Below are 26,359 nucleotides of genomic sequence, written 5' to 3'. Positions count from 1 at the left end.
TCATCCGGCGCCCTTGGGGGTGAGCTCGACCATCAGCTTGCTGATGCCCCGAACGAAGTTGGACTGGACGTATTCCGGCTCCCCGACTACATCGATCCTCTCGAAGCGCGGGAGGATCTCCTCCCAGAGGATCCGCAGCTGCAGCTCGGCCAACCGGTTGCCCATGCACCGGTGCACGCCGAACCCGAAAGCGATGTGGTTGCGGGCGTTGGGCCGGTCGATGATCAACTCGTCCGGTCGCTCGAACACAGTCTCATCGCGGTTGCCGGACGCATACCACATTACCACCTTATCACCCTTACGGATGAACTGGCCGTTGAGCACGGTGTCGGTCTTGGCGATCCGGCGCATGTAGGCAAGCGGAGTCTGCCAGCGGATGATCTCCGAGACCATGTTCGGGATCAGGTCCGGATTGGCCTTGAGCTTCTCGAACTGGTCGGGGAACTGGTTCAGCGCGAGAACGCCACCACTCATCGAGTTGCGCGTTGTGTCGTTGCCCCCGACGATGAGCAGGATCAGGTTGCCAGCGAACTCCATGGGACGCTTGATCAGGTCTTTGGTACTCTCATTCCTCTGCAGCATGGTGATGAGGTCGAACCCGGGCTCTTCACCGGCCGCGAGGCGGGCGGCCTTGTCATGCCACAATGCGCTGAGTCCACGCGCCATGCCCACCATGCCGCGGAACAGCTCGTCGTTGTCGGAGGGGCCTCCGTTGGCCTGCTCCATCGAGGTGGCCAGGTTTGACCACTCGACGAGCTTGTGCCGCTGCTCGAAGGGGAAGTCCAGTAGCGTCGCCAACATGCGGGCGGTGAGCTCGATCGACACGGTGCTCACCCAGTCGAAGGGTTCGTTGACGGGCAGGTTGTCCAGGACGTCCCTGACGCGCTCGCGAATGAGGCCCTCCATCTCGCGGAGGTTCTTCGGAGCCACCACCCCTTGGACGGCGCGGCGCTGAACGTCGTGCTTGGGCGGGTCCATGGCGATGAACATCGCGATGTCCATGAACCGCGGCGGCGCCCCGATGACAATGAGAGGTTCCGCGGAGAAGACCTCGTGGTTCTTGTCCACCGCAATGATGTCGGCGTGACGCGTGACCGACCAGAACGGTCCGAAGGGACTGTGAGGCTGGTAGTGGACCGGGGCCTCGTCGCGTAGGCGCTTGAAGTAGGAGGCCCAGCGCCCCTGCCGGTAGAGGAACGGGTTGCTGAGGTCGATGTCTTCGAGCGCGACTTCTTCGACCGGCGGGATCGGGCGTTCGACGAACATCTTCTGCCCGTTCGTGCGGGTCAGCCAGCGTCGGCCCTTGTCGTAGAGGTGTGCGGCCTGGACCTGTCGATCCAGCGGGATGGCGGCCTCGACCTTCCTCTTGACTGTTTCAGGGATCTTCATCTCGTCGACACCTCCTGCTACATCTGGAATTCGGGCAGTTGCACGGTCAGGCCATCCCATGACTCGGAGGCCTTGGTCTGGCAGGACAGCCGAGACGTCGCCTGTCGCTCGGGGTTCATCGACAGCATCTCCTCTTCCACCGGACCGGACGGGCCGACCTTGTCGGCCCAGGCAGGATCCACGATCACGTGGCAGGTGCCGCAGGCGGCCTCTCCGCCGCAGTCGCCATCGATGCCCGGAATGGCGTTGTTCTTCGCGACTTGCATCAGCGAGCAGCCCTCCTCGAGGGGCGCCTCGTGCTTCTCCCCGTCGTGCGACACGAAAGTAACGACTGCCATCGACAACTACCCCACTCTTGACCACAAGACGGACACTTCCTTCATGATTGTCGTCGGCGTCCGACAAGGCCATGTCGAAGCCGCGCCATCCTGTTGTGAGTTCGGATCACGTGAGGATCGCCATGTGGAGAGACGAGCCAGGCGTCCCATCTCTTGTGTTCGTGCAACTGCTGAGCAGTTCAGCGATCGATCAGAACGCCGTGGAGGAGTTCCGCGCCATAATGGCGCGCGAGGGAACCGGCGAGCTGACTCTGATCCAGACCCAAGCGCAAGCACCGCTGCGGTGGTTTCGCGAGGTCTATCCCGAACTCGACGCCGAGCAGGCGACACGGCTGGGGATCGCCTGCGCGGAACAGGCCCAGCTCACGTCCTTCGGGCCGATGAGCGTGCCGCTGGTCAGCGCAGGAACCGTCGCCGAGGTCGTGCAGCTGCTGACCTATCTTCCGGTTATCACCAAGGCCGTCATTACCCAGTTCGATCGCCAGCCGGAGGACCTGACGATTCGGCTGTCCGGGAACGCAGGAGAACCCGACCTGGACTGTCTAGTCGTCACCTACTGCGGGCTGGCCCTCATGCGGTTGATCGACCTGCTGGTCGGCGACACGTCGGAGGTGACCATGCATAGTCGCTGGCCGGAGCCGAGCGTCCTGTCTCGAGAGGCATGGCCAGGGCGTCGGCTCGTCTTCGACGCCCCCTTGTCCTACCTGCACATCCCTGCACGGACGCTGCACACGGCCTGCCGCTTCCCCGACCCACTCGCCTACGAAGTCGCCATAACTGACCTCCAGCAGGCGCTCGAACGTCGGGCTGGCACCCAGGACTTCACCCGCAGAGTGCGGGAGCTGTTGGAGGACAGGCCAGGGTTGAAGACAATCCAGTCAATCGCGGATGAGTTCTCGATCTCCTCGAGTACCCTGAAACGCCGCCTCGCCGCGGAGGGAACCAGCTTCCGCGAACTCCTCCAGAAGTCCCTGCTCGACCGCGCCCAGATACGGCTGCTCGACCGGTCCACGTCGGTCAGTGAGGTCGCCGCCGAACTCGGCTACAGCGACGTCACCAACTTCTCGCACGCTTTCAAAGCATGGACCGGCAACTCACCGAGCCACTTCCGACGCGCCCACCAGCACCCTTGAGCACGGCTCCCAGCGCAGCCCCTCGGAAGGACTGCGGCCGGGGCGCGTCCGAAACTTGTTTGACAGACCCTCGGAGGCCGTCCATCAGTCACCCGGCTGACCCCCAAGCGGGACTGTGGGACTGTCCGTGATCTTGTTTGCGCCGTGAGGCGCTGTGATTCGAGTGGAGGTGAGAGACCTTCGCCGCTGTCCTGTCGTAGCAGGGCGGTGTAGCTGAGGGCAGCCTGATCCGGGTGGTGCCGGGGAGGGTGGGAGCAGCCCTGACAAAGCCGGGGCGTGGCCAGTACTGCCAGATGGTGCGGGTCCGGCGAGCGTGGCGGAAAGGAGTACGCGAGGAACCGGCGTTTTACGTCCTTCAATAGGGACACCGGCTCGAACCTGGTGGATATGGGCCGGGTGCGGCGCGTCCCGCTGCGTACCGTTGTGGCGGGAACTTCCAGCGCGGGATACAAGAGCTGTTCTGGGAGGCCACGGGAAAAGTCTGCGGCGTACCCGTTGGCGAGGTCGCTGGGACACAGTCGGGCTCCTCCTTCGCCGAGCGAATCACAGTGAACACGGGAACCGTCTCGGTTCATACCCCTGTCCGTCGCATCCGGCGGCGAACGCGGGGTTGAGCGCACCGACCGCTGATCGATCCGAGACGGGGCGGAGCCGCCGTAGTACTCGGAGCCGGGGAAAGCCTGCGCGCATGGGGAAGGGCGGCAGCGGTAGTCGAGAAGACGAGGAGCTGTAATGCCGGAAGACGCGCCGCCGAATGGTGGCGCTCCCGACCAGGCCGTGGGGTCGTGGTCGCGGGTATCGGAGATGCAGGCCAAGCTTCACCGTTGGGCGGTGGCCGATCCTGGCCGCCGGTTCGATGACCTGTTCAATTTCGTGCACGACCCGGCGACGCTGATAGTGGCGTTCGGTCGGGTCGCGGGCAACCAGGGAGCCCGCACCGCTGGCGTCGACGGACTCACCGTCGCCGACATCGAGCAGCGGTCAGGGGTCCCGGGGTTCCTGGACGATCTGCGTGCCCAGCTCAAGGCGGGCACGTTCCGAGACCATTGCCGGTGCGGGAGCGTCAGATTCCCAAACCGGGCGGGTCGGGCAAGGTACGGCGGCTGGGGATTCCCACCGTCGCCGACCGGGTCGTTCAGGCCGCGTTGAAACTGGTGCTGGAACCGATCTTCGAGGCCGACTTTAAGCCGGTCTCCTACGGGTTTCGGCCCAAGCGGCGAGCGCAGGACGCGATTGCGGAGATCCACCACTTCGGCAGCCGTGGCTACCAGTGGGTGCTGGACGCGGACATCGCGGCGTGTTTCGACGAGATCGACCACGTCGCGCTGATGGACCGCGTTCGCGCACGGATCAAGGACAAACGCGTGCTGGCGTTGGTGAAGGCGTTTCTCAAGGCCGGGGTCCTGACCGAACTCGGCGACCGCGAGAACACCCACACCGGCACGCCGCAAGGGGGCATCTTGTCTCCGTTGCTGGCCAACATCGCCTTGTCGGTGCTCGATGAGCGCCTGCACGGGTCGTGGGAAGGCGGCGGGACGATGTCCACCGAGTATCGACGGGCGCGCCTGCGTGCCCGGGGGCTGCCGACTTGGCGGGTCGTCCGCTACGCGGACGACTTCGTCGTCCTGGTCAACGGGACCGAGCAGCACACCGAGGCGCTGCGCGAAGATATCGCTCGGGTGCTGGCGCCGATGGGGTTACGGCTGTCACCGGCCAAGACCCGTATCGTGCACCTGAGCGAGGGGTTCGACTTCCTGGGCTTCCGCATCCAGTGGCGGCGCAAGCGAGGCACGAACAAGTGGCACGTCTATACCTTCATCGGTGCCCGGCCGATCCGAGCGTTGAAGGCCAAGATCCGTGCCCTGACACCCAGGACATCGCAGCAGAACCTGGAATACGTGCTGACCAGGCTGAACCTGATCATGCACGGGTGGGCCAACTACTTCCGGCACGCGGTCGCGAAGAACACGTTCAGCATGCTCGATAACTTCGCCTGGTGGCGAATCATCCGCATGCTGCGCGAGCGGCACCGCTGGAGGTGGCGGGACGTCCGCAGGAAGTTCACCATGCCCACGGGGCAGTGGCTTCCCATCACCGCGGGCACAACCGAACTGCGCAAGATCGCAGCCATCCCGGTAACCCGGTATCGCTGGCGCGCCACCACGATCCCCGCCCCCTGGCCTGCATAACCACGCCCACCGGCAGACAACCGTGGAGAGCCCGTTGCGTTGAGAGGCGCACGGCGGGTTCGGCGAGAGGCCAGGAGAAACGGACCGAGAGCAATCCCGGCACCGCGCTCCTGGCCTACTCAGCGGGTGGTGGTGATCTTGACCATGCTGGGGCGGGTGCTCTGGTTGGAAGGGATCGAGGTTGACGAACAACGGGGTGGCGGCCGGCTTTGCGGCCGCGGCGGCGGGTGCCGAGGACGGTCTTGACCTGCGGGTCGCGCGGGAGTTGATCGACAGGGCGCGCGCGGACGGGGTGTCTCTGGTCGGGTCGGATGGACTGCTGCGGCAGTCGACGAAGACGGTGTTGGAGACGGCGCTGAACGCTGAACTGGACGAGCATCTCGGCTATGAGAGGGGTGATGCGGCCGAGAAATTCGGGACCAATGAGTGGTCGTCGGCGAAAACGGTGCGGACCGACGTGGGAGAGGTGCGCATTGCCGTGCCGCGTGATCGGGAGGGCACCTTCGCGCCCGCAGATCGTGCCGAAATACTCTCGACGGGTCGAAGGATTCCATGACGCCGTCATCTCACGGCGCCGTCTGCGGTGACCTCGTAGTTCTGTAGGACGTGGATGGCTTTGGCGATGCGTTCTGTGCGGCGTGGGCAGCAGCGGGGTTTGCGGAGGATGCGCCAGGTCTTGAGTTGGGCGTGGGCGCGTTCGCCGGGGCCGCGGAGGCGGGTGTGGGCTCGGTTGGCGTCTTTTTGCGATGCGGGCTTGTTCCGGCCCTTGTACGGGGTCATCACCTGCTGCCCGGTCCGGTCGTAGCCGTGGTAGCCCTTGTCGCCGAGGGCGATCAGCCCGGCGTCGCGGAGCGCGGTGAGGATGTTCCAGATCCGTGCGGCCGTGGTGTCGTGGGTGCTGCCGGGCAAATCGCCCGAGACCCAGAGGAGTCGCCGTCGGGCGAGGCGATGACCTGCAGGTTCACCCCGTGCCTGGCGTGTTTGCCTGCTGGCCCGGGTCGAGCTTGGGCCACACCGAGCCCAACTCCTTGCGGTGCACACGGATCAGCCCGGACACGAACCTCAGGGTCCGAGATGACAACGGCAGCGCGACACGATAGAACAACACCTTGAAGCCCCTGGCTCTGGCGGAACGATCTTGGTCGAAAGCTCTGCCACCAGGGGCTTCACCACGTCCAGGCGACGACACACCGACCGCAGTCAACCTGTGATCAGCAAGAACCCAAGCCCGCCAACACATCCAGACCGGGATGAAAAGGGCTCACTCTGACACAACGCTCCGTGCCCAACCCGCCAACCCCGCGTCACCACCGAAAACGTGCCAGAGCCGAAACGTGTACACGCCCCCACTTGGGCACAACACTACCTGCCGCGCCACACCGGTTTGCGCTTCTCGCGGAAAGCGCGCGGTCCCTCCTGCGCGTCCTCGCTCAGGTAAACCGGCTCCCAGATCCGGTCAGCCTCGTCCAGCGCGTCGTGCCACCCGCGGTCGGCAGCCGCGTATATCGTCGCCTTCGCGGCGAGCACAGACAGCGGCGCGTTCGCGGCGATGCGTTCCGCGAAAAGCTGCGTCGCCTCCCGGAGTTCCCCGGCCGGTACTACCTCGTTGACCAGGCCGATCTGGTAGGCCCGCGCGGCGTCGATAGGCTCCCCGGTCAGCAGGATCTGCAGTGCTACGCGCGGCGGAATGAGCCACGGCAACGGCGCGGCCCACGGCGCACCCCGGCCCACCTTGACCTCGGTGACCGCGAACCGGGCGTGCTCGGCGGCCACGACCAGGTCGCACATCTGGGCAAGCAGGAAACCACCGGCGTAGGCCACCCCATTGACCGCCGCGATGGTGGGCTTGTCGACCTTTACGTTGCGACCGAGGTGCGGAACGAAGCCCGATGGCGGCACCGTCAACTCCGTGTCAGCCATCTCCTTGAGGTCTCCCCCCGCGCAGAAGGCAGTGTCACCGGCGCCGGTGAGCACCAGCACCTTCGCATTGCGATCGGCATTGAAGGTGTCGAACGCCTCGAACAAAGCGGACCGAACCTCCGAATTGAGCGCGTTGCGCGCCTCCGGCCGGTTGATCGTTATCCAGACCACCTCGTTGACGATCTCATAAGCAAGCGCCTGTGCTGTCATCTCCGTTCAACCCTCCTGGTAAAGGAACCGACGGTCACCAGCCCTGCCCAGCGAGCGCCGTCGATCCGCGATCGCATCGCGGAACTCGCGTCAGCCCCACACGACCGTCGACCATGGCCGGTTGGACCCGCGAGACTCGCCCGGCATGACGCGTTCACGTGTTGGCATCGCTGATCCGACCCGTCCGCGCACTCAGCCACTGGTGAAAGCGGGCGTAGTGAAACTCCGGATCGCGCTCGACAAAGCGGGCCCGCGCGACCGCCAGCACCGTGTTCTGCCCGGGCAGGCGAAGCTCCGCGCCAATGGTCCACCCGCCGCGCCCATCTCGGTGCTCAGGCCACGCTCTGAGGTCGAGTTCATGCTCGATGGGGACCGGGCGGCGAAACGACACCTGCATGTCCGCCGTGACCGCGAGCACGGCGGCGGACCACGGCACCACACCGCACAGCTCGTCGAAGGCCGCCATGACCGACCCGCCGTGCGCGACGCCACCGGCACCCTCATGCTCGACGCCCAGCCGAAGCCGCCCGACCACGCTACCGTCGTCCCCCGCTTCGAGCGCCTCGATTCCGAGCCGGCAGCGCCCCGCCTGCCGACAACCAGCGCACAGTATCGCCGAATGGCCGCCTACCCCCGGGAAAGCACTCAGGCCCGCTGGCGGCATGACCGATTCCGATCGCCGCCAATCGCCCCTGTCGCTGGTCATTCACTCATCCCCCTCGCGCCCATTCCGGCTTCGACCAAGAAAATATGTTATCAACCATTAACAGACCTGCCGGTTTGGGTTGCCAACATCACACCCCGGCGCCCCGGTCACATCGTCTGGCGCCCGCGGCCACGCAGCGGCGTGAAACTGGGAGTTCAACCCCGAACATCGCGTGGCCGACGTTCGGCAGCAAGCTGGCAGTACGCTCGTTGACAGGGCCGATCTACCGGCAACAAAGCATGGTCTGCGCGGTGCCGATCGCGAAGTGCATCATCGTCCACACCCTCGCCTCATCGAGATCTCGACGTAGTTCGGCCACGGCGTGACCCCATTCCTTGAGGTACAAGCGCTGGTCGCGGCGCGGTCGGTTGCCTACCGGCCTCAACCGGCGGGGTGAGCGCCTACCGTTCATCGTGCGCTTCGGACTCGATCTCCGCAGCGGGCACGGTCAAGCCGTCGATAACGCGGTCGAAACAGAGCCACCAGGAACACCAGCTTGGCGGAGAAATGTCGATAGATCCCGGCCCTCGACCCCGGGTTCCGCAGTTGATGGGCACATGAGATTGCCGAATCTGGGCGCTGAGCTGGGGAAAAGGTGCGCGGACTGGCGGGTAGCGCGTGTGCCTACGCTTCTCGGGACCGTCTTGGGTGGTGTTATGCCTGGTCAGGCGGGGTCTAGGGCGGTTATCGGGGCGGCGGGGCAAGTTGACAATGGCGGAAGATGTCGGCCTGTGCGGTGGTCAGTGAGGTGGTGTGCACGGCGGTGCCGGCGCTGCCGACCAGGGCGACGGCGTGCACGCGGCCGAGCTCGGTGGCGATGCGGCGCCAGGTCATGCTGGTGCGGCGTTCGGCAACCCGGATGAGCAGCAGGGCAAGCCCGCAGAGCAGGACGTGGGCGCGGATGCGGTGCTCGAGCCGGTGGAACACCGACCTGAGCAGCAGCGACGATTTGAGGTCGCGGCATCCGCGCTCGGCTTCCAGGAGGTTCTTGTAGCCCAGCGCGGTGTCCTCGGCGCTGATGTGCGGGTCGCTGGTGGCGATGAGGTACTTGCCGTCCAACCGCTCCTCGGTCTTGATCTTGCCGCGGTTGATCGACAACCGACCGGTTGGTGACTGGCGCAGCCACCGCCCGAGGGTGGGGTGGTCGCGCAGCGCGCATTCGGCCTTGGTGTGCGCGGCGTCGGCCGTCTGCCTGGCCTTCGCGTTCGTCTTGCGCTTGTGGTCGCGTTCGCGGGCCTGCTTGATCCGTTTCAGTTCGGCTTCCAGCCAGGCGATGGCGTCGGTGCGCTGGGCGCGGTCTCGTTCGGCCTGCTCGAGGTTGTGGCAGATGATGAACCGCACGTCGGTGTCGTCGAGCCGGACTTCCTTGACCCGTAGGTTGTCGGTGACCTGCTGGTAGCGGCCCTGCCGCGACAGCTCCTGCTCGGCCAGCGGGTTGCCGTCACGCATGCGCATCCCAGCGATGAAGTGCCCGCCGCTGCGGCGCAGATAGGCCAGGTTGTCGGCGCTGGAAAACCCACGGTCGACCACGGTGATGATCCGGCCGAGCCGCCAGCCGCGGATGTCGTCGGTGACCTCGGCCAGGATCGCCTGGTCGCTGGTGTTGCCGGGCCAGCACCAACAGCGGACCGGGATGCCCTCCTTCGTCACAGCGAGCCCGATGACGATCTGCGGCAGGTCGTCGCGGTGGTCCTTGGAATGCCCGTAGCGGCGGAAGGCGTCGTCGCCGGTCTCCTCGGTGTCGCGTTCGAAGTAGGTGCTCGTCGTGTCGAAGAACAGCAGGTCGACCTCAAGATTCAAGAGGTCGGCCACGGCGAAGAACACCGCCTCCTGCACCTCGGCCTGCGCGTCGGCCTCGACCAGCAGGTCCATCGCCCGATAGGCCTGGTCCTCATCCGTCACAGCTGGCCCACTCGGCGGCCGACAGCTTCGACATCGCCTCGATCGCGCGGTTGGGGACCAGCGCGAACAGCACACGTTCCATGTTGGTGGTGAATCGGCGCGACCCGAGCACCTTGCCGACCGCGGCGTCGATCTCCAGCGCCCGCCACAGCCCGTCCAGCAGGTGCACCGTCCCCACCGGACGCGACGCCGTCACGCGCAGGCCATCGCCGGCCCACGGGGCGGCCTCGGTCGGTTCGCCGGTGTCGCCGTCGCCGAGGTAGCGGTTGATCGAGCCGACCAGCCAGCGCAGCCCGTCGCGGTCGAGATGATCCTCCCGGCCCAGGTTCAGCAGCACCTGAGCCTGGGTCACGCCGTCCACCCGCCGGTTGTGCGCCAGCTGCACGTACCCGCACCACCGCGCCGTCCCGGTTGCGCCGCTGCGTCGTCCGCAGATACATGCCCACCAGTCGAGCACCAACCAGCAGCGTGATCAAGCACGACACGGCAAGTCGTGTGCCCACGCATTTTCGCGAACCGCGACCAACGCAACGCCACGCCACTACCAGCACAAACACGATTCAGAACACCCGCGTATGCCCACTAACTGCGGAACTCGGGTCGACTCCGAGAAAGGTATGGTAAGCATACCCGGAGCCCAGGGCTGGCGGCCGCAGTGCGGACGTCCTCCGTGCGCTCCCGGCCACAGGCGGCTCCGTGGACTCCCCTACTCCCGCTGCGGTCGAACCTCCGCAATGTTACTAATTGTTCACCCCCAGCCTGAAGCAGGCGGCGCTGAATCTCGGCGAAGTCCTCGCACACGAAACATGATTCCGGCGCGATCCCGCCCGCTCCTTGTGTCCGCAGGCAACGGTTCGGGTCGTCATTCGGTGTACAGGGGTTTGGCGCCGGCCCGGATCTGGTACTTGGCCGACCGTTTCGGGCAACGCGTCGGTGACAGTGACTCGTTTGGGCGTTTCGAACCCGGCCAGCCGGGAACGGCAGAACTCGATGACCTCCGACTCGGCGACCGTCTGGCCGTTGGCGGGCACCACGTCGGGCGCGGTCCTCAGGAAGGTGTTCGCGTGCAGGCCCTGCGCGGCGAGCGCGTTCGCCACCCGGTTGGCCAGCTCGTCGACCTCGCGGTAGGTCAGCCTGCGGTGCTCGGGATAGGCGTAGGCGCGCTCGTGCCCCACCACCGTCTCCTTGTCGGGGCGGCTCCAGACCAGCTGCTCACACAGATCGCCGACGCTGACCCGGTTCCAGCGGTGGGTTTCGTGGCGGCCGCGAAGACTGGTCACGTCGATGGGGCCTGACGAGATGGTCATCCTCCTGTCAGGACGGCGGTGCGTTCTCCTCGAGCACGGTGACGGGGATCGGCACGTGGCGGGAGCGCAGGTACTCGCCGAGACCCTTCGCCTGTGGGTCGGGCCGTACCGAGGCGGCAACGCCCTCGCCGAGCAGGCCGACCAGTACGAAGTTCAGCGCCCGCAGGTTCGGCAGCTCGTGGCGGCGGACGGTCAGCGGCGCGGCTTCGGGGATCAGTGTCCGCAGCCTGTCGACGGTGAGGTAGTCGCGCAGCCAGGCGTAGGCCGTGTCGGTGCGGACCCACACGCCAATGTTGGCGTTGCCGCCCTTGTCACCTGACCGCGCCGCGCAGACCCGCCCCAGTGGGACTGTCCGGGTCGGTGCCCGCACTGCCACCGTGGCTGGATGGGGTGGGGGGACGGGCTGGCCGGTGGCTGGGGCGTGCTCGGCGCGGCCGATCGTTCTGGTCGTGCCGTCGGGTAGCACGACCCGTTGTTCGATCAGGTCGGCGGGGATCAAGGCGGGCCAGTAGACGCCGTAGGCGCTCTCGGCGGTGGGTGGGGTCGTGGTGTGCAGCCCGGCGGGCCCGGCGAGGATGACCTCCATGACCGCGCCGGAGAAGGCCCGCCCGACCTTGCGTGCGTCCGGGTCCTTGACGGTGATCCGCAGGTGGGCGGTGGCCTGCTCGTTGGTCGGGGCATCGTCGGTGTCGAACCGCATCAGGCGCACGTCGGTCTCGGCGAAGGTGTCCTTGCCGCCGAGGATGTCGAACAGCAGTCCTTCGGTCCAGGCGGCCTTGTCCTCGATGTCGAGGCCGGTCAGGACGAATGTCATGGTGTTGCGGTAGCCGCCGACGTAGTTCATGGCGACCTTCGCCGTGTCCGGTGGCGCGCTGCCTCGCACGTCGGACACGCGGACCCGGTCGGGCTGCTGTTGGGTCAGGGTGATGGTGTCGAAGTGTGCCACCACGTCGGGGTTGGGGTAGGCGGGTTCGGCAATCTCGTACAGCAGCTGGGCGGTGACCGTGTCCACCGACACGATGCCTCCGGTGTTCGGATGTTTGGTGATGGCGCTGGACCCGTCGGCGGCGACTTCGGCGATGGGGAAGCCGGGATAGCGGCGGTCGGTCACCTCGTGCGGCCAGGAGTAGTTGCCGCCGGTTGCCTGGGGGCCGCACTCGATGATGTGCCCGGCGGCGACCGCGCCGGCCAGCGGATCGTAGTCGGTCCGGGCCCAGCCGTGCCACCAGGCGGCCGGGCCGGTGACCAGGGAGGCGTCGGTGACCCGTGGGCACACGACGATGTCGGCGCCGGCGGTCAGGGCTTCTGTGATGCCCCAGCCGCCCAGGTAGACGTTGGCCGTGACCGGCTTCACACCCGCGTCGGCGAGCGGACGCCCCGTGTCCATATGTGCCAGGGGGTGCCCGGCGGCGATCAGGTCATCGATCGTGTTCGTGAGGTCGTCGCCCTCGATGTAGGCGATGCGCGGTGCCAGTCCGAGGCGCTCGGCCAGCTCGGTGAGCCGCTCGGCGAGGCCGGCCGGGTTCAGTCCGCCCGCGTTGGTCACCACCCGGATCCCGCGGTCGAGGCAGGTGCCCAGCACCTGCTCCATCTGCGTGAGGAACGTCTTGGCGTACCCGGCGCCCGGATCCTTCTGCTTCGCCTTCCACAGGATCAACATGGTCAGCTCGGCCAGGTAGTCGCCGGTGAGGACGTCGATCGGGCCGCCCTCCACCATCTCCCTGGCCGCGGCGACGCGGTCGCCGTAGAAGCCGGAACAGTTGCCAATCCGCACCGGACGGGAAGTCATCGGACCGTCTTCTCCTTCCTGGCGAACTCACCTGGCGCACGCCCCGGTCCCGGTGGGCCGGCGAAGGCCTGGGCGACGGACATCCACTCGGCCGCCACCGGCCCGCTGATCTTCAGGACGGTGTCGGCGACGTGCCGCCGTTGGGTCACGACGAGGCAGAAGTCCAACGCCGGCCCGGACACGGTGTCCCGCGCTCGCGGCGGTCCCCACGTCCAGGTCGCGCCGTCCGGGCCGGTCAGCTCGACGCGGACCGGGTCGGCGGGGACCGGCTTGCCGTGCAGGCCGAACACGAACCCGAAGGTGCGCACCCCGAGGTGCGCGACGTGCCGCAACCGCGCGGTCGGGGCGCGCTCGACGCCGAGGGTGTCGGCGATGTCCTGGCCGTGCGCCCACGTCTCCATCAGCCGGGCGATGATCGAGGACGCGAGGCTCATTTCCGGCCCGTACCACGGCACCCGCAGCTTCGGGTCCAGTCCGGACGCCGTGTCGACCAGGCGCCGGCGCGCGTCGCGGAACCAGGTCAGCAGCTCCGCCGGCGGCAGCCCCCGATGCCGCTGGGCGACCTCGTCGGCGAACGCCGGGTTTCGCGACACCTGCTTGGCCTCCACCGCGCGGAAGCGGTCGGGATCGACTGCGGCCCGAGTGGCCGCCTCGTCGAAGTAGGCCAGATGGCTGACCTGGTCGCGGATCGCCCACCCGGGCGCTGGGGTCGGCGCGTCCCAGGTGGCGGGGCTCAGCCCGGTCAGCATGTCCTCGACCACTCGGGTTTCGGTCTGGAGGTCGGCGAGCAACTCGGCGAAGGCGACCATCAGTCCATCCGTTCCTCGACGACCGCGAGCACCGAGCCCGTGTCGACGGCCTGTCCCATCGCGACGTTCACCGAGGCGACCGTGCCGTCATGGGGTGCCGCCACCGTGTGCTCCATCTTCATGGCCTCCAGCACGAGGATCGGGGTGCCGGCCGTGACCTCCTGCCCGAGCTTGGCCGCCACGCGTACGACCGTCCCCGGCATCGGCGCGAGCAGCGACCCCGGTTCCCGGACCGCAGTGGGGTCGGGGAACCGGGCCTTCTCGGTGAGCCGGGTGCTGCCCAGCGCGCTGTCGACGTAGGCTTCGTCGCCGTAGCGGCTCACCGACATCGCGCACCGAGTACCGCCGACGGCGATGTCCACTCCGTCCGGCGCCAGCGTGAAGGCGTGGACGGCACCCAGCGCCTGCCCGGCCACGCTCCCGGTCACCTCACCGCCCCGAATCCGGTACGTCACGTCGATGTCCTCGCCGTCGGCGACGAAGGCCGCCCGCTGCGGGCCGTTGTCCACGTTGCGCCAGCCGGACGGGACGGTGGCCAGCGCCCGTGCCCTCGCCCTGCGCTCGGCCTGTCCGGCCAGCGCCGCCGCGAGCGCATGCGTCGACACTGCCTGCGGGTCACGCGCGGAGCGCTTCAACTCGGCTGGGTCGTGCCTGCGCAGGTAGCCAGTGTCGATCGCGCCCGAGCGGAACTCGTCCTCGCGCAGGATGCCGACGAGCAGGTCCCGATTGGTGACGACACCGTGCAGTCTGCTGTCCGCGAGGGTCCGGGCCAGTGTCCGGATCGCTTCGTCTCGGGTGCGGCCGTGCGCGATCACTTTCGCCAGCATGGGGTCGTAGTGCGGGCTCACCACGGAACCGTCCGCCACGCCCGCGTCGACCCGGACACCGGGCAGGCGGGGAATGTCGAAGCGGTGCAGCGTGCCGGTGGCGGGTAGGAAACCGGCGGCGGTGTCCTCAGCGTACAGCCGGGCCTCCACGGCGTGTCCGGAGATGGTCGCCTCCAGCGCCTCCTGCGGCAACGGCGCGCCCTCAGCGACAAGGAGCTGCAGCCGCACCAGGTCCAGTCCGGTCACCAGCTCGGTCACCGGATGCTCCACCTGCAGCCGGGTGTTGACCTCGAGGAAATAGAACTGGCCGCTGGAATCGAGGACGAACTCGACGGTGCCGGCGCCGACGTAGCCGATCGCCTTGCCGGCGGCGACGGCGGCCTGGCCCAGTTCGGCGCGCAGCCGATCGTCGACCGCGGGGGACGGCGCCTCCTCGAGGATCTTCTGGTAGCGCCGCTGGATGGAGCATTCGCGCTCGAACAGGCCCACCACGGTGCCGTGCCGGTCGCCGAAGATCTGCACCTCGACGTGGCGGGGAGAGTCGACGTAGCGTTCGAGGAACACGGTCGCGTTGCCGAACGCCGAGGCGGCCTCGCGCCTGGCGGAGGTGACCGCGTCGGCCAGCCCGGCTTTGGCCTCGACCACCCGCATGCCGCGGCCGCCACCGCCGTAAGCGGCCTTGACCAGGACGGGGAACCCGATCTCGGCGGCCACCTGAGCCTCGAGCGAGCGCGGGTCGACCTCCTCGTCGTCGATCACGATTCCGGGCAGCACCGGCACACCCGCGTTGGCCATGAGTTCCTTGGCCGCGGTCTTCGAGCCCATCGCCTCGATCGCGGCCGGCGGCGGCCCGACGAACACCAGTCCCGCGTCCTCGCACGCTCTGGCGAACCCCGCGTTCTCCGACAGGAAGCCATAGCCGGGATGAACGGCGTCCGCCCCGGTCCGCCGGGCCGCGTCCAGCAGCAGGTCAGCACGCAGATACGTGTCGGCCGGCGCCACGCCCGGCAGATGCACGGACTGATCGGCCTCCGCGACGAAGGGGGCATGCGCGTCCGCGTCGGAAAACACCGCCACCGTGCCGATGTCGAGCTCACGGGCCGTGCGCATCACCCGGGAGGCGATCTCACCCCGGTTGGCCACCAGCAGCTTGTTGATCCTGGACACCATCGACTCCATCACATCCGGAACACGCCGAAACCGCGCCGTCCCGCCACCTCCTGGGAATGCGCCGCGGACAACGCGATACCCAGCACCGTGCGGGTCTGCCGCGGGTCGATCACCCCGTCGTCGTAGAGCCGGGCGGACATGAAGAAGGCATGCGACTCGCGCTCGATCTGCGCCTCGATGGCGCGCCGCTGCTTCTCGTCGGCCTCGACGTCGAACGGCTTGCCCGCGGCTTCGGCGGCCTGACGGCCCACGATCGAGAGCACGCCCGCCAGTTGCTGCGGCCCCATCACCGCGCACTTGGCGTTGACCCAGCTGAAGACGAAGCGGGGATCGTAGGCACGGCCCGACATGCCGTAGTTGCCCGCTCCGAACGACGCCCCGATGTTAATCGTGATGTGCGGGACCGTGCTGTTGGTCACCGCGTTGATCATCTTGGCGCCGTCCTTGATGATCCCCCCCTGCTCGTACCGGGTGCCGACCATGTAGCCAGTGGTGTTCTGCAGGAAGATCAACGGAGTGCTGGACTGGTTCGCCAGCAGGATGAACTCGCTGGCCTTCTCGGACTCCTCGGAGAACAGCACGCCGCGCGCGTTGGCCAGGACCCCGACCGGATAACCGTGGATCGAGGCCCACCCGGTGACCAGGCTGGTGCCATAGCGCGCCTTGTACTCCCCGAACCGGGAACCATCCACAACCCTGGCCAGGACCTCCCGAGGGTCGAACGGCACCCGGAAGTCGGCCGAGGCGACACCAAGCAGCTCCTCCGGGTCGTAGCGCGGCTCATCAGGCAGCTCCGTCGGCGGCGGCCCCAGCTTGCGCCAGTTGGTCTCGGCCACTATCTGCCTGCCGATCCGGATACAGTCCAGCTCGTCCACGGCGAAATGATCCGCCAGCCCGGACACCCGCGCGTGCATGTCCGCCCCACCGAGCTCCTCGTCGTCGGCCTCCTCCCCGGTGGCCATCTTCACCAGCGGCGGCCCACCGAGAAACACCTTCGCCTGGCGATCGACCAGCACAGCATAGTCACACATGCCCGGCACGTACGCCCCACCGGCGGTGGAGTTGCCGAACACCAGCGCGACGGTCGGCACCCCCATCGCGGACAGCTCGGTGAGGTCGTGGAAGATCTTGCCTGCGGGGACGAACAGCTCGGCCTGCGTCGGCAGGTCGGCACCCCCGGACTCGACCAGATTGATCACCGGCAACCGGTTGCGGCGCGCGATCTCCAGCGCTCGGAGCGTCTTGCGCAGCGAGTACGGGTTCATCGCCCCGCCGCGCACCGTCGGGTCGTGGGCGATGATCATACATTCGACGTCCGAGACGACGCCGACGCCGGTGACCACGCTGGCGCCCACCAGGAAGTCGGTGCCCCACGCGGCCAGCGGCGACAACTCGAGAAACGGCGCGTCGCGGTCAACCAGTAGCTCGATCCGCTCCCGCACCGGCAACCGTCCCCGCTTGCGATGCCGCTCGAGGTACTTCGGGCCGCCTCCCGCACGAACGATCTCCAGCTGCTCGTCGAGTTCGGCCAGCGCGGCGAGATTGGCCTTCCGGTTGAGCAGGTAGGTCTCGCTGGCCGTGTCGAGCGTTGATTTCAGCACCGGCATGCTTCTTCCCGCTTTCGATCGCGTCCGCGCCGGTCAGTACGACTTCGGCAGGCCCAGACCGTGCTGGGCCACGTAGTTGAGGATCATCTCCCGGCTGATCGGCGCGGTCCGCATCAACCGCAACGGCCCCCACAATGTGGCCAGCCCGTACTCGGTGGACATCCCGTTGCCGCCGTGGGTCTGAATCGCCTGGTCCAGCGCCGTCAATCCGGCCTCAGCGGCGGCGTACTTCGCCATGTTCGCCGCCTCACCAGACGCGGGGTCGCCCTCGTCGTGCAACCAGGCGGCCTGCCGGGTCATCAGCCGAGCCAGCTCGACCTGGATCTTGGCGTTCGCCAGCGGGTGGGCAACGCCCTGGTGCGACCCGATCGGCACCCCCCACACATTCCGCTCGCGGGCGTACTCGGACGCCTTGGCCAGGCCATAACGCGCGATCCCGTTCGCCAGCGCCGCACCCATGATCCGCTCCGGGTTCAGCCCCATGAACACCTGCTTGAGGCCTTCCCCCTCAACGCCGATCAGGTTCTCCGCAGGCACCCGCACATCGTCGAAGAACAACGTGAACTGCGTCTCCGGCGCGGTGACCTCCACCGGGATCGCGGTTCGCTCCAGCCCCGGCGCGTCGGTCGGCACGATCAGCAGACTGAGCCTGCCACGTCCGGACGTGTCGGTACCTGTGCGGGTCACCACCAGGATGGCCTCCGCCTCGTCCACCCCCGAGATGTAGTACTTGGTTCCGCGCAGCACGTAGTCGCCGCCGTCCCGGGTCGCCGCCGTAGAAATGTTGTGTGAATTCGACCCGGCGTCCGGCTCGGTGATCGCGAACGCCATGATCGTCTCACCGCTGGCGATGCCGGGCAGCCACCGCTTGCGCTGCTCGTCCGTGCCATGCGCCTGAATGATCGTGCCGCAGATCGCGGGCGAGACCACCATCATCAACAGCGGACAGCCCGCAGCGGCGAGTTCCTCGCTCACCAGTTGCAGCTCGTAGACGCCACCCCCGCCGCCGCCATGGGCCTCATCGATGTTCACCCCGAGAAAGCCCTGCCGTCCCACGGCCTGCCAGAGTTCGGTGCTCTTCTGGCCCGACTTCGCCCGCTCCACGAAGTACTCGTGGCCGAACGAGGCGGCGAGCTTGGACACCGCCTCGCGAAGTGCGCGCTGCTCGTCGGTCTCCCGAAAGTCCACCTTGGCTCTCCTCCACTCCGATGCCCTTCGCCGCACGAAGCACCTCTTCAGCGCTCCCGCAAGTCGAATCGCACCGACAATCTGTCGGCGGACTCACCCACCGTCCGGACGCTTGACCAAATCTCGTGGCACCTCATGACGTTCCGGCCACACCCGGCGGCTGTGACACATCCGCCGAGTGTGCGCCATCACCTCTGAGCCTTCCCACGCTCCGTTAATCATGGTTAACATACTTGGAGAGAGGCGCCAACCACAACCCCCGCCGGCACGCGTGCCGCGCGCCGGTGGCAGTGGGCTGAGATGTCTAACACCAGCCGGGATCCCCGAACTCGCCGGTTGACAGGGATTGACAGAAGGAGAGGCGTGCGCGTCGAACAGCGAGAACCAATCACCAGACGAAGGGAACCCCGTCCCCAGGCGCCCCCTGGTGCCACTGTGGACGAATCCGAACCCAAGGACCGGCCAAGGAGCCGGGCGCGAAGGGCCAATCCTGACCGCCACCGTGACCCGGACACGGGCACTCCGAGTTCTCTTGTTGTTGACGATCCAAGGTGGTCCTGGCGATCACTGGGTCCTGGCCGAACCGGTGACATGCGAGGCGCACCATGAGGTCACCAGCACTGTCCGGCAGCCCCGCTATCGCGGCGGTCGAAGAGCTTCCGCCCGGGCGCTATCCTGACTACGACGGAGCGGCGATGCAGGAACTCGTCCTGCGCCACTTCGTGACCAACTCCGGGATCGGGCCGAACGCCGTGGACGGGCTGCTGGTCTGCCCTGCCGGCATGGCGGGCGGACAGGGCGCCGACGTCTTCAACCACGAGCGGATCAACGACGCGCTGGGCATCCGACCGCGGTTCTGCGAAACGATCAACGTGGGCGGCGCCACCTACACCGTCATGCTCACCCGCGCGGCGACGGCCATCAGGGCGGGGCTGGCGGACGCAGTGTTGTGCGTGGGCGCGGGCAAGTTCCCCAAGGTCGGCGCCGGCGGTGCCGACCTGATGGCCCGCATGATCAGCCACCCGGACTTCGAGTACCCCTACGGCAGCTTCATCCCCGCCCTCTACGCCCTGGCCGCCACCCGGCACATGGCTGAGCGGGGCACCCCGCGGGAAGCGCTGGCCGCGGTCGCGGTCACCAGCCGGGAGTGGGCGCTGCGCCACCCTGACGCGCTGATGCGACCGGCGGGCCCGCTGACCATCGAGCAGGTTCTCGACTCACGGCCGATCGCCTCGCCGTTTCACCTCCTGGACTGCTCGGTGCCGTGCGAAGGGGGCGCGGCGTTCCTGGTGATGCGCGGCGAGCTGGCACGTGAGCTCACCCAGCAGCCCGCCTACCTACTCGGCTTCGGGGAGCACCACGACCACGGCAACATCAGCCACGCCAGCGACTTCGCCACCATGGGCGCGGGCGTCTCGGCCCGCACCGCGTTCGCCATGGCTGGCCTCGCCCCGTCGGACGTGGACATCGCCCAGCTCTACGACGCCTTCAGCATCAACCCGATCCTGCTGTTGGAGGAGACCGGCCTCGCCGAGCCCGGCAAGGGTGGCCACTTCTACCTGAACGGTGCGGCCGCGCCGGACGGGGTCCTTCCGGTCAACACCTACGGCGGACTGCTGTCCTTCGGACACACTGGAGACGCCTCCGGTATGTCGATGCTGATCGAGGGCGCCCGCCAGGTGATGGGCCAGGCGGGAGACCGGCAGGTCGAGGCGGACATCGCCCTGGTCCACACCTACGGCGGAATGATGGCCGACCACTCCACCGTGCTCCTGGGAAGGACCGCACGATGACCACCACCGCACCCGTTCCCACCCTGTACGAGGACACCGCACCCTACTGGCGTGCGGCCGTCGAGGGCCGGTTCGCACTACCTCGGTGCCGCGCGTGCCGCAGGTTCCACCACCACCCGCGAGCATGGTGTCCCTACTGCTGGTGCACCGACCTCGAATGGGCGGAGCCCTCCGGCCGCGGCATCGTGCTGACCTACACGACCGTGCACCAGCCACCGTCCCCCGCGTTCACCGCACCCTACGTGCTGGCCGTGATCGAACTGGCGGAAGGACCTCGGATGATGGCCAACGTCGTCGACTGCGCCCCGGACACGGTCCGCGTTGGCACCCCGGTCCAGGTCACGTTCGAACCACGCGGAGACGTCGCGATCCCGCAGTTCCGGCCGCGGGAGGAGACACCCTCATGACCGTCAACTACGCCGACGCGCTCAACTACGTGGTCACCGGGTCGCACGCCGAAGCGCAGGCCTGGATCGGCCACGAGGTCACCACCGAGGCGCCGTTTCCGGTCAACGAAGCGCAGATCGCGTACTTCTGCGCCCTCGTCGAGGACGCCGACGAGAACCACTGGGACGCCGACGCCGCGGGGAGGCGGTACGGGGCGCTGATCTCGCCGCCCGGAATGCTCATGGTCTGGGCGTTCCCGCTGCCGTGGAACCCGTGGGGCAGACCGGAGCACGCGCCGATCCTCGCCCTCGACGTGCCGCTGCCCGGCACCACGCTGATCAACGTCTCCACCGACACCCGGTTCCTCGCCCCGATGCGAGTCGGCGACCGGCTCACCTTCAGCGAGCGCGTGGAGTCCGTCTCCGCGGAGAAGCACACCGCGCTGGGCGTGGGCCACTTTGTCACCACACGGTCCGCATGCCGGAACCAGGAAGGCACGCTGGTCGCCACCAACGACAACGTGCTCTTCCGCTACCGCGCCTCCGACGCCAAGCCGCCCACGCGGCAGGCTGCCCCGGCCGCGGCTGACCCGGCGGACGCGGTCGAGGTTCTCCCCGAGGTGCGGATGCCGGTGACAGTCACCCGGTGCGTGCTCGACGCCGCGGCCACCCGCGACTTCTTCCGCGGCCACCACGACCAGGCCTACGCGCGAGAACAGGGCGCCCGCGACGTCTACCTCAACACCATGTTTCTCCACGGCTTCGTCGACCGCGTCGGCAAGGCCTGGGCGGGCCCGGACGCCTGGCTAGCGCGCAGGCGGCTGCAGATGATCGCGCCGGTCTGCGCCGGCGACACCCTGCGCACCGACGGCCGCGTGCTCTCCATCGACGACACAGCGCAGCCCCGCCAGGCGACGCTAGCGATCGACTGCCACACCGAGCACGGCCTGGCCGCCCGATCCACCCTCGTCTTCAACCTCGACCAGCTACCCGGTCACGTCACGACCAGCCGATGACACACCTCGTCTCCGACTCCCTGCTTGCCGCTACCGCGCCAACGGTCGCGGTAGTCTCAAACCGCGTGACGCGACCTGCTCGCCCGTCCGGGAACCACGCACCAGCCAAGTCACTTCTAGGCGTGGCCCCATGGCGGTGACCCCACCATCGGCGTTGGCCCGGTCCAGGTCCGCGGAAACCTCCCGCTGCCAGGCCAACGCCACCGACGCGACCGCACTGCGTTCGACCGTCAACACCAACTTCACGGAATCAAGCGTCCAGCCGCATCGAGTCCGGAGTGGACATCTCCGCGTACGTCGTCGAATTCGCCACCGGAGGCCCAGCGCCGGTTCCCAGCCGAGGGCGACACCGACCGACATGGCCACCGCACGACCCGCGGCCGCGCCACGCACTGGCCACGGCGAACCGGACCCATGGTTTGGTTGTGCTGGAGGCTTGCCGCAGGACGGCCTGTGTCCGGGGGTCAGCCGCCGTTGAGCACCGAGCGGGCGCATTCGGCGAGCAGTTCGCGCAGCCTCGGTTCGGGGAGACCGACGCGGTGGAACAGCGTCGACTGGATAGCACCGATGGCCGCGTGCACGATGGTGCGGGCCTCGGTATCGGTGAGTTCCGGGCGCAGCTCCATCAGGACGTGTACCCACTCTTCGAGGTAGAGCCGCTGCTTGCGGCGTAGCCGGCGGCGGTCTTCCTCGGGAAGATTATGGATCTCGTTGTGGTAGACCTGGGCCAGTTCCCGATCGCGCACCACGAATTCGACCTGGCCGGCAATCAACTTGTCCAGGGTTTCCCGAAGGTCGGCGGTGCCAGCTACGATGCCCTGCTCTTCACGCACCAGCCCGTCGATCACCCGGTCGAACAGCGCCACCAGCACGGCAGACTTGCTGTCGAAGTGCCGGTAGATGCCGGCGCCGGTGATGCCGGCCACGGCGCCGATGTCGGCCATGGACACGGCGTGGTAGCCGTGGCGGGCTACCAGGTCGGCGGCGGCGGCGAGGATGCGTTCCTTGCGCGCGGGATCACGGGTCCGCAGTGGTGCCTCGGCCTCGCTGCTCACTTGGAGCCCCTTCCTTCATCCCGTTGCTTGGCCGCCGTCGCGATGGGAACTTGTTCCCGCCACGCGGCCAGACAGGAGAATGCGACAGCGCGCATCCCAGGCGGGGGTGCGGCACCCATCAGCGCCCCGCTCCTCTTGAAGCGGGCTTGGCCGCGACGGCCACGAGTTCTTCCTGGGCGTCCCGGCAGCGATGCCCCGGGCTTCCCAGCTCTGCCTCGCCGTGGCGCAGGCGTCCCAGCGGGGACTCGGCCATCAGACGCATAGTTCCTCCTGGCGGCCAGCACGGACGGCGGTGCGTTCGCGAGGATGCGCTCGGCCGGTCGTTGCACCGCTCTCCGCGAGTCGGGGTGACGGCGCTACCGCGTTCAGCAGTCCAACCTGGTATGCCCGGCCAGCGTCAATTGGGTCGCAGATGAGCAGAAGCCGCATGGCGATGCGCGGCGAAACAAGCCGGGGCAGCGGCACGACCCACGGTTTGTACCCCTGACGACCTTGACCCCGGTGACCGCGAACCGTGCGGTGTCGGCGGCCACGCACAGGTCGCAGCACTGCGCGAGCACGAACCCACCAGGGTTCGCGACGCCGTTGCCCGGCGGCGATCGTCGGCGTGGCCACCTCGATGTCGCCGCCGTACTGGGACACGAAGTCAAGTAGTAGCACGGTAAGCGCGGTATCGGCCAGTTCCTTCCGGCTGCTACCGGCGCGGACTGCCCGGCCGCCCACGCCGGCCAGCACCAGCACGTTCGCATCACCGTCGAACCTGTACACGCCCGCACACGGCCAACCACGCCCTGCCTCGTTCAACACGATGCGGGGTTTCCGGCGGTTGATGGTCAACCAAGCCACTGGCCCACTTTGTGGGTAGCTCACCTCGATCGCCGATGCCCCATCACTGTGTCGATCGTGTGACGGGTCGCGGAGCGGGCGGCGAGGTCGCGGAGGATTCATGCCGGCGTGCAGGCGGACCGACACGCCCGCGTTGTCGGACTCCGCCGGGTCGACCGCAGGCCGTCCCGGTACGGATACGCGGCGACGGGCGACTGCCCTGGGACCGGACGTCAGATCCAGCGGCGTCTCATGGCTCGCCCGTGCCAGCGGCCGACCTCGACGGTGAGGCAGATCGGCGGCCGCGGCGACATCGTGGGTGCGGGGGCGCCCGGTCGTGTACCGCCGACGCCTCTCGCTCGAGGCATCCGCCCCTCTCGGCGTCGGCATGTCCCTCTCGCCTCCACATCCGTTTGCTGAGCGTCGCTCGCGATTCACTAGCTTGAACAACGGTACGAAGCACTCCGTGCGCCCGGTTCGGCCATGTCGGCTAGGCCTGCCTCGATGCGACCAGCTTCACAACGCCGCACTCGAACAGTAGGATCCTAGTGATTCAGCTTTAACTATGTCAGCCCGGTTATCAACGGCGAAACGAGGGCAACGATGGGTAACGTGGACCTCGACCTAGACGTCACGGTCGAGCACCATCACCCGCCCGCCGCGCGCCGACGGGAACCCGTCACAGCCGGCGGCCTCGTCGTGCGCGCGACCTGGAGCCTCCCACACGACCAGCCGTCCGTCGACGGTCCTGGCGCTCACACGCACCCTGGGCCCGGGCGGCTGAACCACCTGCGGGCCGACGACCTCGGCACGCGTGTGGTGAACAGTTCGTGGGCACGCGACGAGCGGCCACGATGTCGCGGGCCTCACCCAACGAACGATTCACAACTGGCGCACGTCAGTCGCCACCTCGGCCAAGTCATCCGGTCCGCCGCGTCGCGGAGCGTGTCGAGAAGGAGAGCCAATCGATGACCGAGCAAGATCTCCAGCGGAATTTGGTGACCCGGGTGAATGTCGGCGACATGCTCACCCGCACCGCCTGGCGGCGCCCCGACCACGAGGCGGTCGTGGACGGGCCACGCCGGCTGTCCTACCGCGAGTTCAACGCGGCGGTGAACCGGCTGGCGAACGCGCTGCTGCGGAACGGATACCGGCGCGGCGAGGTGCTGGCCCTGGTCAGCGGAAACAGCACGGAGTTCCTGCTGACCTACTACGCGTGCGCCAAGACCGGTGTCGTCTGTGTGCCGGTCAATCTTGCTTGGGGCCCACGGGAAACCGCCTACGTGCTCGATCACTCCCGGTCCCGGGGCGTCGTCGTGGAAAGCCAGCTTGCCGGCCTGGTGTCGGCCGCGCTGGACCAGCTCGACGACAGCGTCGTGACCGACGTGGTCGTTGCCCACGGCACCGGTGCGGCGTGGGAAGCCTCGGGCTCGGCGTCCTGGCGCGAGTTCGACGACTTCGTTGGCGCGGAAGGCGACGCGGAGCCGGAGTGCTTCGTCGAGGATCGCGACCCGATCAGCTACTTGTACACCAGCGGCACCACCTCGGCCCCCAAAGGCGTGGTGAGCAGCCATCTCGCGGTCTATCTCGAATCACTGAACGCCCCGCTGGTCCTTGGCATCGGCGAGCGGGAGCGCGCCGGGGTGATGATGCCGCTGTTCCACACCGCGCAACTCAACGGCTTCACCACGGGCTTGTTCTACATGGGTGGAACCGCGGTACTACTGCGCGCCTTCGATCCGGCGGAGTTGCTGGCCACCATCGAGTCCGAACGCCTCACCGAGATCTTCGCGCTGCCCATGATGTACCGGGCGATGCTGGACCACGACGACATAGACAAACGCGATCTCTCCACACTGCGCTTGGCGATCTACGCCATGGCACCGATGCCCGACACCGACCTTCGCCGGGCGATGAAGGCGTTCGGCTGTGAGTTCGCCCTCGGCTTCGGCCAGACCGAGATGAACCCGATCACCACGGTCTTTCCCCCCGAATACCAGCTGTCCCACGCCGGTTCGGTCGGACTACCGGTACCCAACGTGCAGGTCGGCATCATGGACGACGGCGGTAACCTGCTATCTCAGGGCGAAACGGGCGAGATCGTCTACCGTGGCCCGCACGCCATGGAGGGCTACTTGCGCAACCCCGAAGCCACGGCCGAGGCGTTCGCCCATGGTTGGTTCCATTCCGGCGACGTCGGCCGGTTCGACGCGGACGGCCTGCTGTGGTTCGCCGACCGCAAGAAGGATGTCATCAAGACCGGCGGGGAGAACGTCGCGTCCATCGAGGTGGAGAAGGTGCTCTACGAGGCCGAACCCCGCATCCAGGAGGTCGTCGCGGTCGGACTGCCGCACGAACGGTGGTCGGAGGCGATCACGGTGGTCGTGACCCGCAAGCCAGGCAGTGATCTAAGCGAGGAGGACGTGCTCGCCGCCGCCCGCGGCAGACTGCCCGGGTTCAAGGTGCCCAAGGCCGTCGTGTTCGTCGACGAGATGCCCCGCACCGCCACTGGAAAGATCCAAAAGAACGTCCTGCGCTATCAGTACCGGGACCACTTCCGCAACGACTAGTGCGGGGTCGTGTTCGACGTGACCGAGACAGCGAGCCCGCACCCAACCGATAGGGGTCTCCGCCCGGCCGGTGACCATGCTCGACCGAGACCTTCGGCGGCGACGCGCCGGTTCCCGAGTGTGGCGTTCCCAAACCGTGGCGACCCGCCGGCCGACGCGAACCGTCCCGGCAGCCCAGACATGACCGATGAACAGATCCGCCCAGGATCTCGCCCCGCGCCGTGGTACCG

At 67.8% G+C, this 26,359-nt stretch carries 22 protein-coding genes and 1 pseudogene; 8 read left to right on the top strand and 15 right to left on the bottom strand.

The window, feature by feature from the left end; translation table 11 throughout:
- Together FHU38_RS00295 and FHU38_RS00290 are read right to left on the bottom strand one after the other, a co-directional pair.
- Window positions 1-1,389: a cytochrome P450 gene (locus tag FHU38_RS00295; protein ID WP_009156877.1), complete on the bottom strand. Its 1,389-nt coding sequence runs from the start codon at window positions 1,387-1,389 to the stop codon at window positions 1-3.
- A 17-nt stretch (window positions 1,390-1,406) separates the two neighbouring features.
- A complete protein-coding gene (locus FHU38_RS00290; protein ID WP_167175259.1) occupies window positions 1,407-1,727 on the bottom strand; it encodes a 2Fe-2S iron-sulfur cluster-binding protein in 321 nt (106 codons plus the stop codon).
- A gap of 161 nt (window positions 1,728-1,888) precedes the next feature.
- On the opposite strand from FHU38_RS00290, the gene FHU38_RS00285 reads away from it, so the two are divergent.
- The 4 genes from FHU38_RS00285 (at window position 1,889) to FHU38_RS00275 (ending at window position 5,605) form a co-directional block, all read left to right on the top strand.
- On the top strand, window positions 1,889-2,860 hold the full coding sequence (locus FHU38_RS00285) for an AraC family transcriptional regulator (RefSeq protein ID WP_232285487.1): 972 nt from the start codon (window positions 1,889-1,891) through the stop codon (window positions 2,858-2,860).
- Between the two features lie 732 nt (window positions 2,861-3,592).
- Window positions 3,593-4,009, top strand: a complete 417-nt coding sequence (locus FHU38_RS26860; protein WP_208415496.1) for a hypothetical protein — start codon at window positions 3,593-3,595, stop codon at window positions 4,007-4,009.
- Window positions 3,913-5,049, top strand: coding sequence for a group II intron reverse transcriptase/maturase (gene ltrA, locus FHU38_RS00280; RefSeq protein ID WP_198285909.1), 1,137 nt, complete (start codon window positions 3,913-3,915; stop codon window positions 5,047-5,049). The genes FHU38_RS26860 and ltrA overlap by 97 nt, the downstream gene beginning before the upstream one ends.
- 181 nt (window positions 5,050-5,230) lie before the next feature.
- Entirely contained in the window at window positions 5,231-5,605 is a 375-nt protein-coding gene (locus FHU38_RS00275) for a transposase (RefSeq protein ID WP_009156880.1), read from the top strand.
- Window positions 5,606-5,610: 5 nt separating this feature from the next.
- On the opposite strand, the pseudogene FHU38_RS00270 reads toward FHU38_RS00275, so the two are convergent.
- From FHU38_RS00270 to FHU38_RS00225, 11 genes and pseudogenes are all read right to left on the bottom strand, one after another.
- A pseudogene (locus tag FHU38_RS00270) lies at window positions 5,611-6,157 on the bottom strand (transposase family protein).
- Between the two features lie 254 nt (window positions 6,158-6,411).
- Window positions 6,412-7,179, bottom strand: a complete 768-nt coding sequence (locus FHU38_RS00265; protein ID WP_009156881.1) for an enoyl-CoA hydratase/isomerase family protein — start codon at window positions 7,177-7,179, stop codon at window positions 6,412-6,414.
- A gap of 154 nt (window positions 7,180-7,333) precedes the next feature.
- The gene (locus FHU38_RS26855; protein WP_009156882.1) at window positions 7,334-7,885 is read right to left on the bottom strand and encodes a PaaI family thioesterase; all 552 of its coding nucleotides are present in this window, start codon (window positions 7,883-7,885) and stop codon (window positions 7,334-7,336) included.
- Window positions 7,886-8,569: 684 nt separating this feature from the next.
- A complete protein-coding gene (locus FHU38_RS00255) occupies window positions 8,570-9,787 on the bottom strand; it encodes an IS1634 family transposase (protein ID WP_050998285.1) in 1,218 nt (405 codons plus the stop codon).
- Window positions 9,777-10,172: a hypothetical protein gene (locus tag FHU38_RS26850; RefSeq protein WP_050998286.1), complete on the bottom strand. Its 396-nt coding sequence runs from the start codon at window positions 10,170-10,172 to the stop codon at window positions 9,777-9,779. Before FHU38_RS26850 ends, FHU38_RS00255 begins: the two co-directional genes overlap by 11 nt.
- 355 nt (window positions 10,173-10,527) lie before the next feature.
- The gene (locus FHU38_RS00250; RefSeq protein ID WP_009156883.1) at window positions 10,528-11,094 is read right to left on the bottom strand and encodes a hypothetical protein; all 567 of its coding nucleotides are present in this window, start codon (window positions 11,092-11,094) and stop codon (window positions 10,528-10,530) included.
- A gap of 7 nt (window positions 11,095-11,101) precedes the next feature.
- Window positions 11,102-12,883, bottom strand: a complete 1,782-nt coding sequence (locus FHU38_RS00245; protein WP_009156884.1) for an acyclic terpene utilization AtuA family protein — start codon at window positions 12,881-12,883, stop codon at window positions 11,102-11,104.
- Complete coding sequence (locus FHU38_RS00240) at window positions 12,880-13,692, bottom strand: TIGR03084 family metal-binding protein (protein ID WP_009156885.1); 813 nt, start codon at window positions 13,690-13,692, stop codon at window positions 12,880-12,882. The genes FHU38_RS00245 and FHU38_RS00240 overlap by 4 nt, the downstream gene beginning before the upstream one ends.
- Window positions 13,692-15,698, bottom strand: coding sequence for an acetyl/propionyl/methylcrotonyl-CoA carboxylase subunit alpha (locus FHU38_RS00235; RefSeq protein WP_167175256.1), 2,007 nt, complete (start codon window positions 15,696-15,698; stop codon window positions 13,692-13,694). The genes FHU38_RS00240 and FHU38_RS00235 overlap by 1 nt, the downstream gene beginning before the upstream one ends.
- The gene (locus tag FHU38_RS00230; RefSeq protein WP_009156887.1) at window positions 15,698-17,296 is read right to left on the bottom strand and encodes an acyl-CoA carboxylase subunit beta; all 1,599 of its coding nucleotides are present in this window, start codon (window positions 17,294-17,296) and stop codon (window positions 15,698-15,700) included. Before FHU38_RS00230 ends, FHU38_RS00235 begins: the two co-directional genes overlap by 1 nt.
- A gap of 33 nt (window positions 17,297-17,329) precedes the next feature.
- On the bottom strand, window positions 17,330-18,484 hold the full coding sequence (locus tag FHU38_RS00225) for an acyl-CoA dehydrogenase family protein (RefSeq protein WP_009156888.1): 1,155 nt from the start codon (window positions 18,482-18,484) through the stop codon (window positions 17,330-17,332).
- Between the two features lie 695 nt (window positions 18,485-19,179).
- On the opposite strand from FHU38_RS00225, the gene FHU38_RS00220 reads away from it, so the two are divergent.
- From FHU38_RS00220 to FHU38_RS00210, 3 genes are read left to right on the top strand one after another with little or no spacing between them, the layout of a single operon-like run.
- Window positions 19,180-20,277, top strand: a complete 1,098-nt coding sequence (locus FHU38_RS00220; protein ID WP_198285911.1) for a thiolase family protein — start codon at window positions 19,180-19,182, stop codon at window positions 20,275-20,277.
- On the top strand, window positions 20,274-20,684 hold the full coding sequence (locus tag FHU38_RS00215; RefSeq protein WP_009156890.1) for a Zn-ribbon domain-containing OB-fold protein: 411 nt from the start codon (window positions 20,274-20,276) through the stop codon (window positions 20,682-20,684). The genes FHU38_RS00220 and FHU38_RS00215 overlap by 4 nt, the downstream gene beginning before the upstream one ends.
- Window positions 20,681-21,679: an FAS1-like dehydratase domain-containing protein gene (locus FHU38_RS00210; protein ID WP_009156891.1), complete on the top strand. Its 999-nt coding sequence runs from the start codon at window positions 20,681-20,683 to the stop codon at window positions 21,677-21,679. Before FHU38_RS00215 ends, FHU38_RS00210 begins: the two co-directional genes overlap by 4 nt.
- Before the next feature lie 464 nt (window positions 21,680-22,143).
- On the opposite strand, the gene FHU38_RS00205 is transcribed toward FHU38_RS00210, so the two are convergent.
- On the bottom strand, window positions 22,144-22,734 hold the full coding sequence (locus tag FHU38_RS00205; RefSeq protein WP_009156892.1) for a TetR/AcrR family transcriptional regulator: 591 nt from the start codon (window positions 22,732-22,734) through the stop codon (window positions 22,144-22,146).
- A gap of 1,449 nt (window positions 22,735-24,183) precedes the next feature.
- Entirely contained in the window at window positions 24,184-24,318 is a 135-nt protein-coding gene (locus FHU38_RS27610; protein ID WP_269726577.1) for a hypothetical protein, read from the bottom strand.
- A 209-nt stretch (window positions 24,319-24,527) separates the two neighbouring features.
- Here FHU38_RS27610 and FHU38_RS00200 point away from each other — a divergent pair, with 209 nt between their 5' ends.
- Window positions 24,528-26,129: an AMP-binding protein gene (locus FHU38_RS00200; protein WP_167165527.1), complete on the top strand. Its 1,602-nt coding sequence runs from the start codon at window positions 24,528-24,530 to the stop codon at window positions 26,127-26,129.
- Window positions 26,130-26,359: the final 230 nt, after the last annotated feature.

Origin of the sequence: Saccharomonospora amisosensis (genome assembly GCF_011761185.1) — a bacterium.
In the GTDB taxonomy this organism is placed as follows: Bacteria; Actinomycetota; Actinomycetes; order Mycobacteriales; family Pseudonocardiaceae; genus Saccharomonospora_A; species Saccharomonospora_A amisosensis.
Note: the sequence above shows the minus strand (reverse complement) of the source record. Positions and strands in the feature narration are given on the sequence as shown.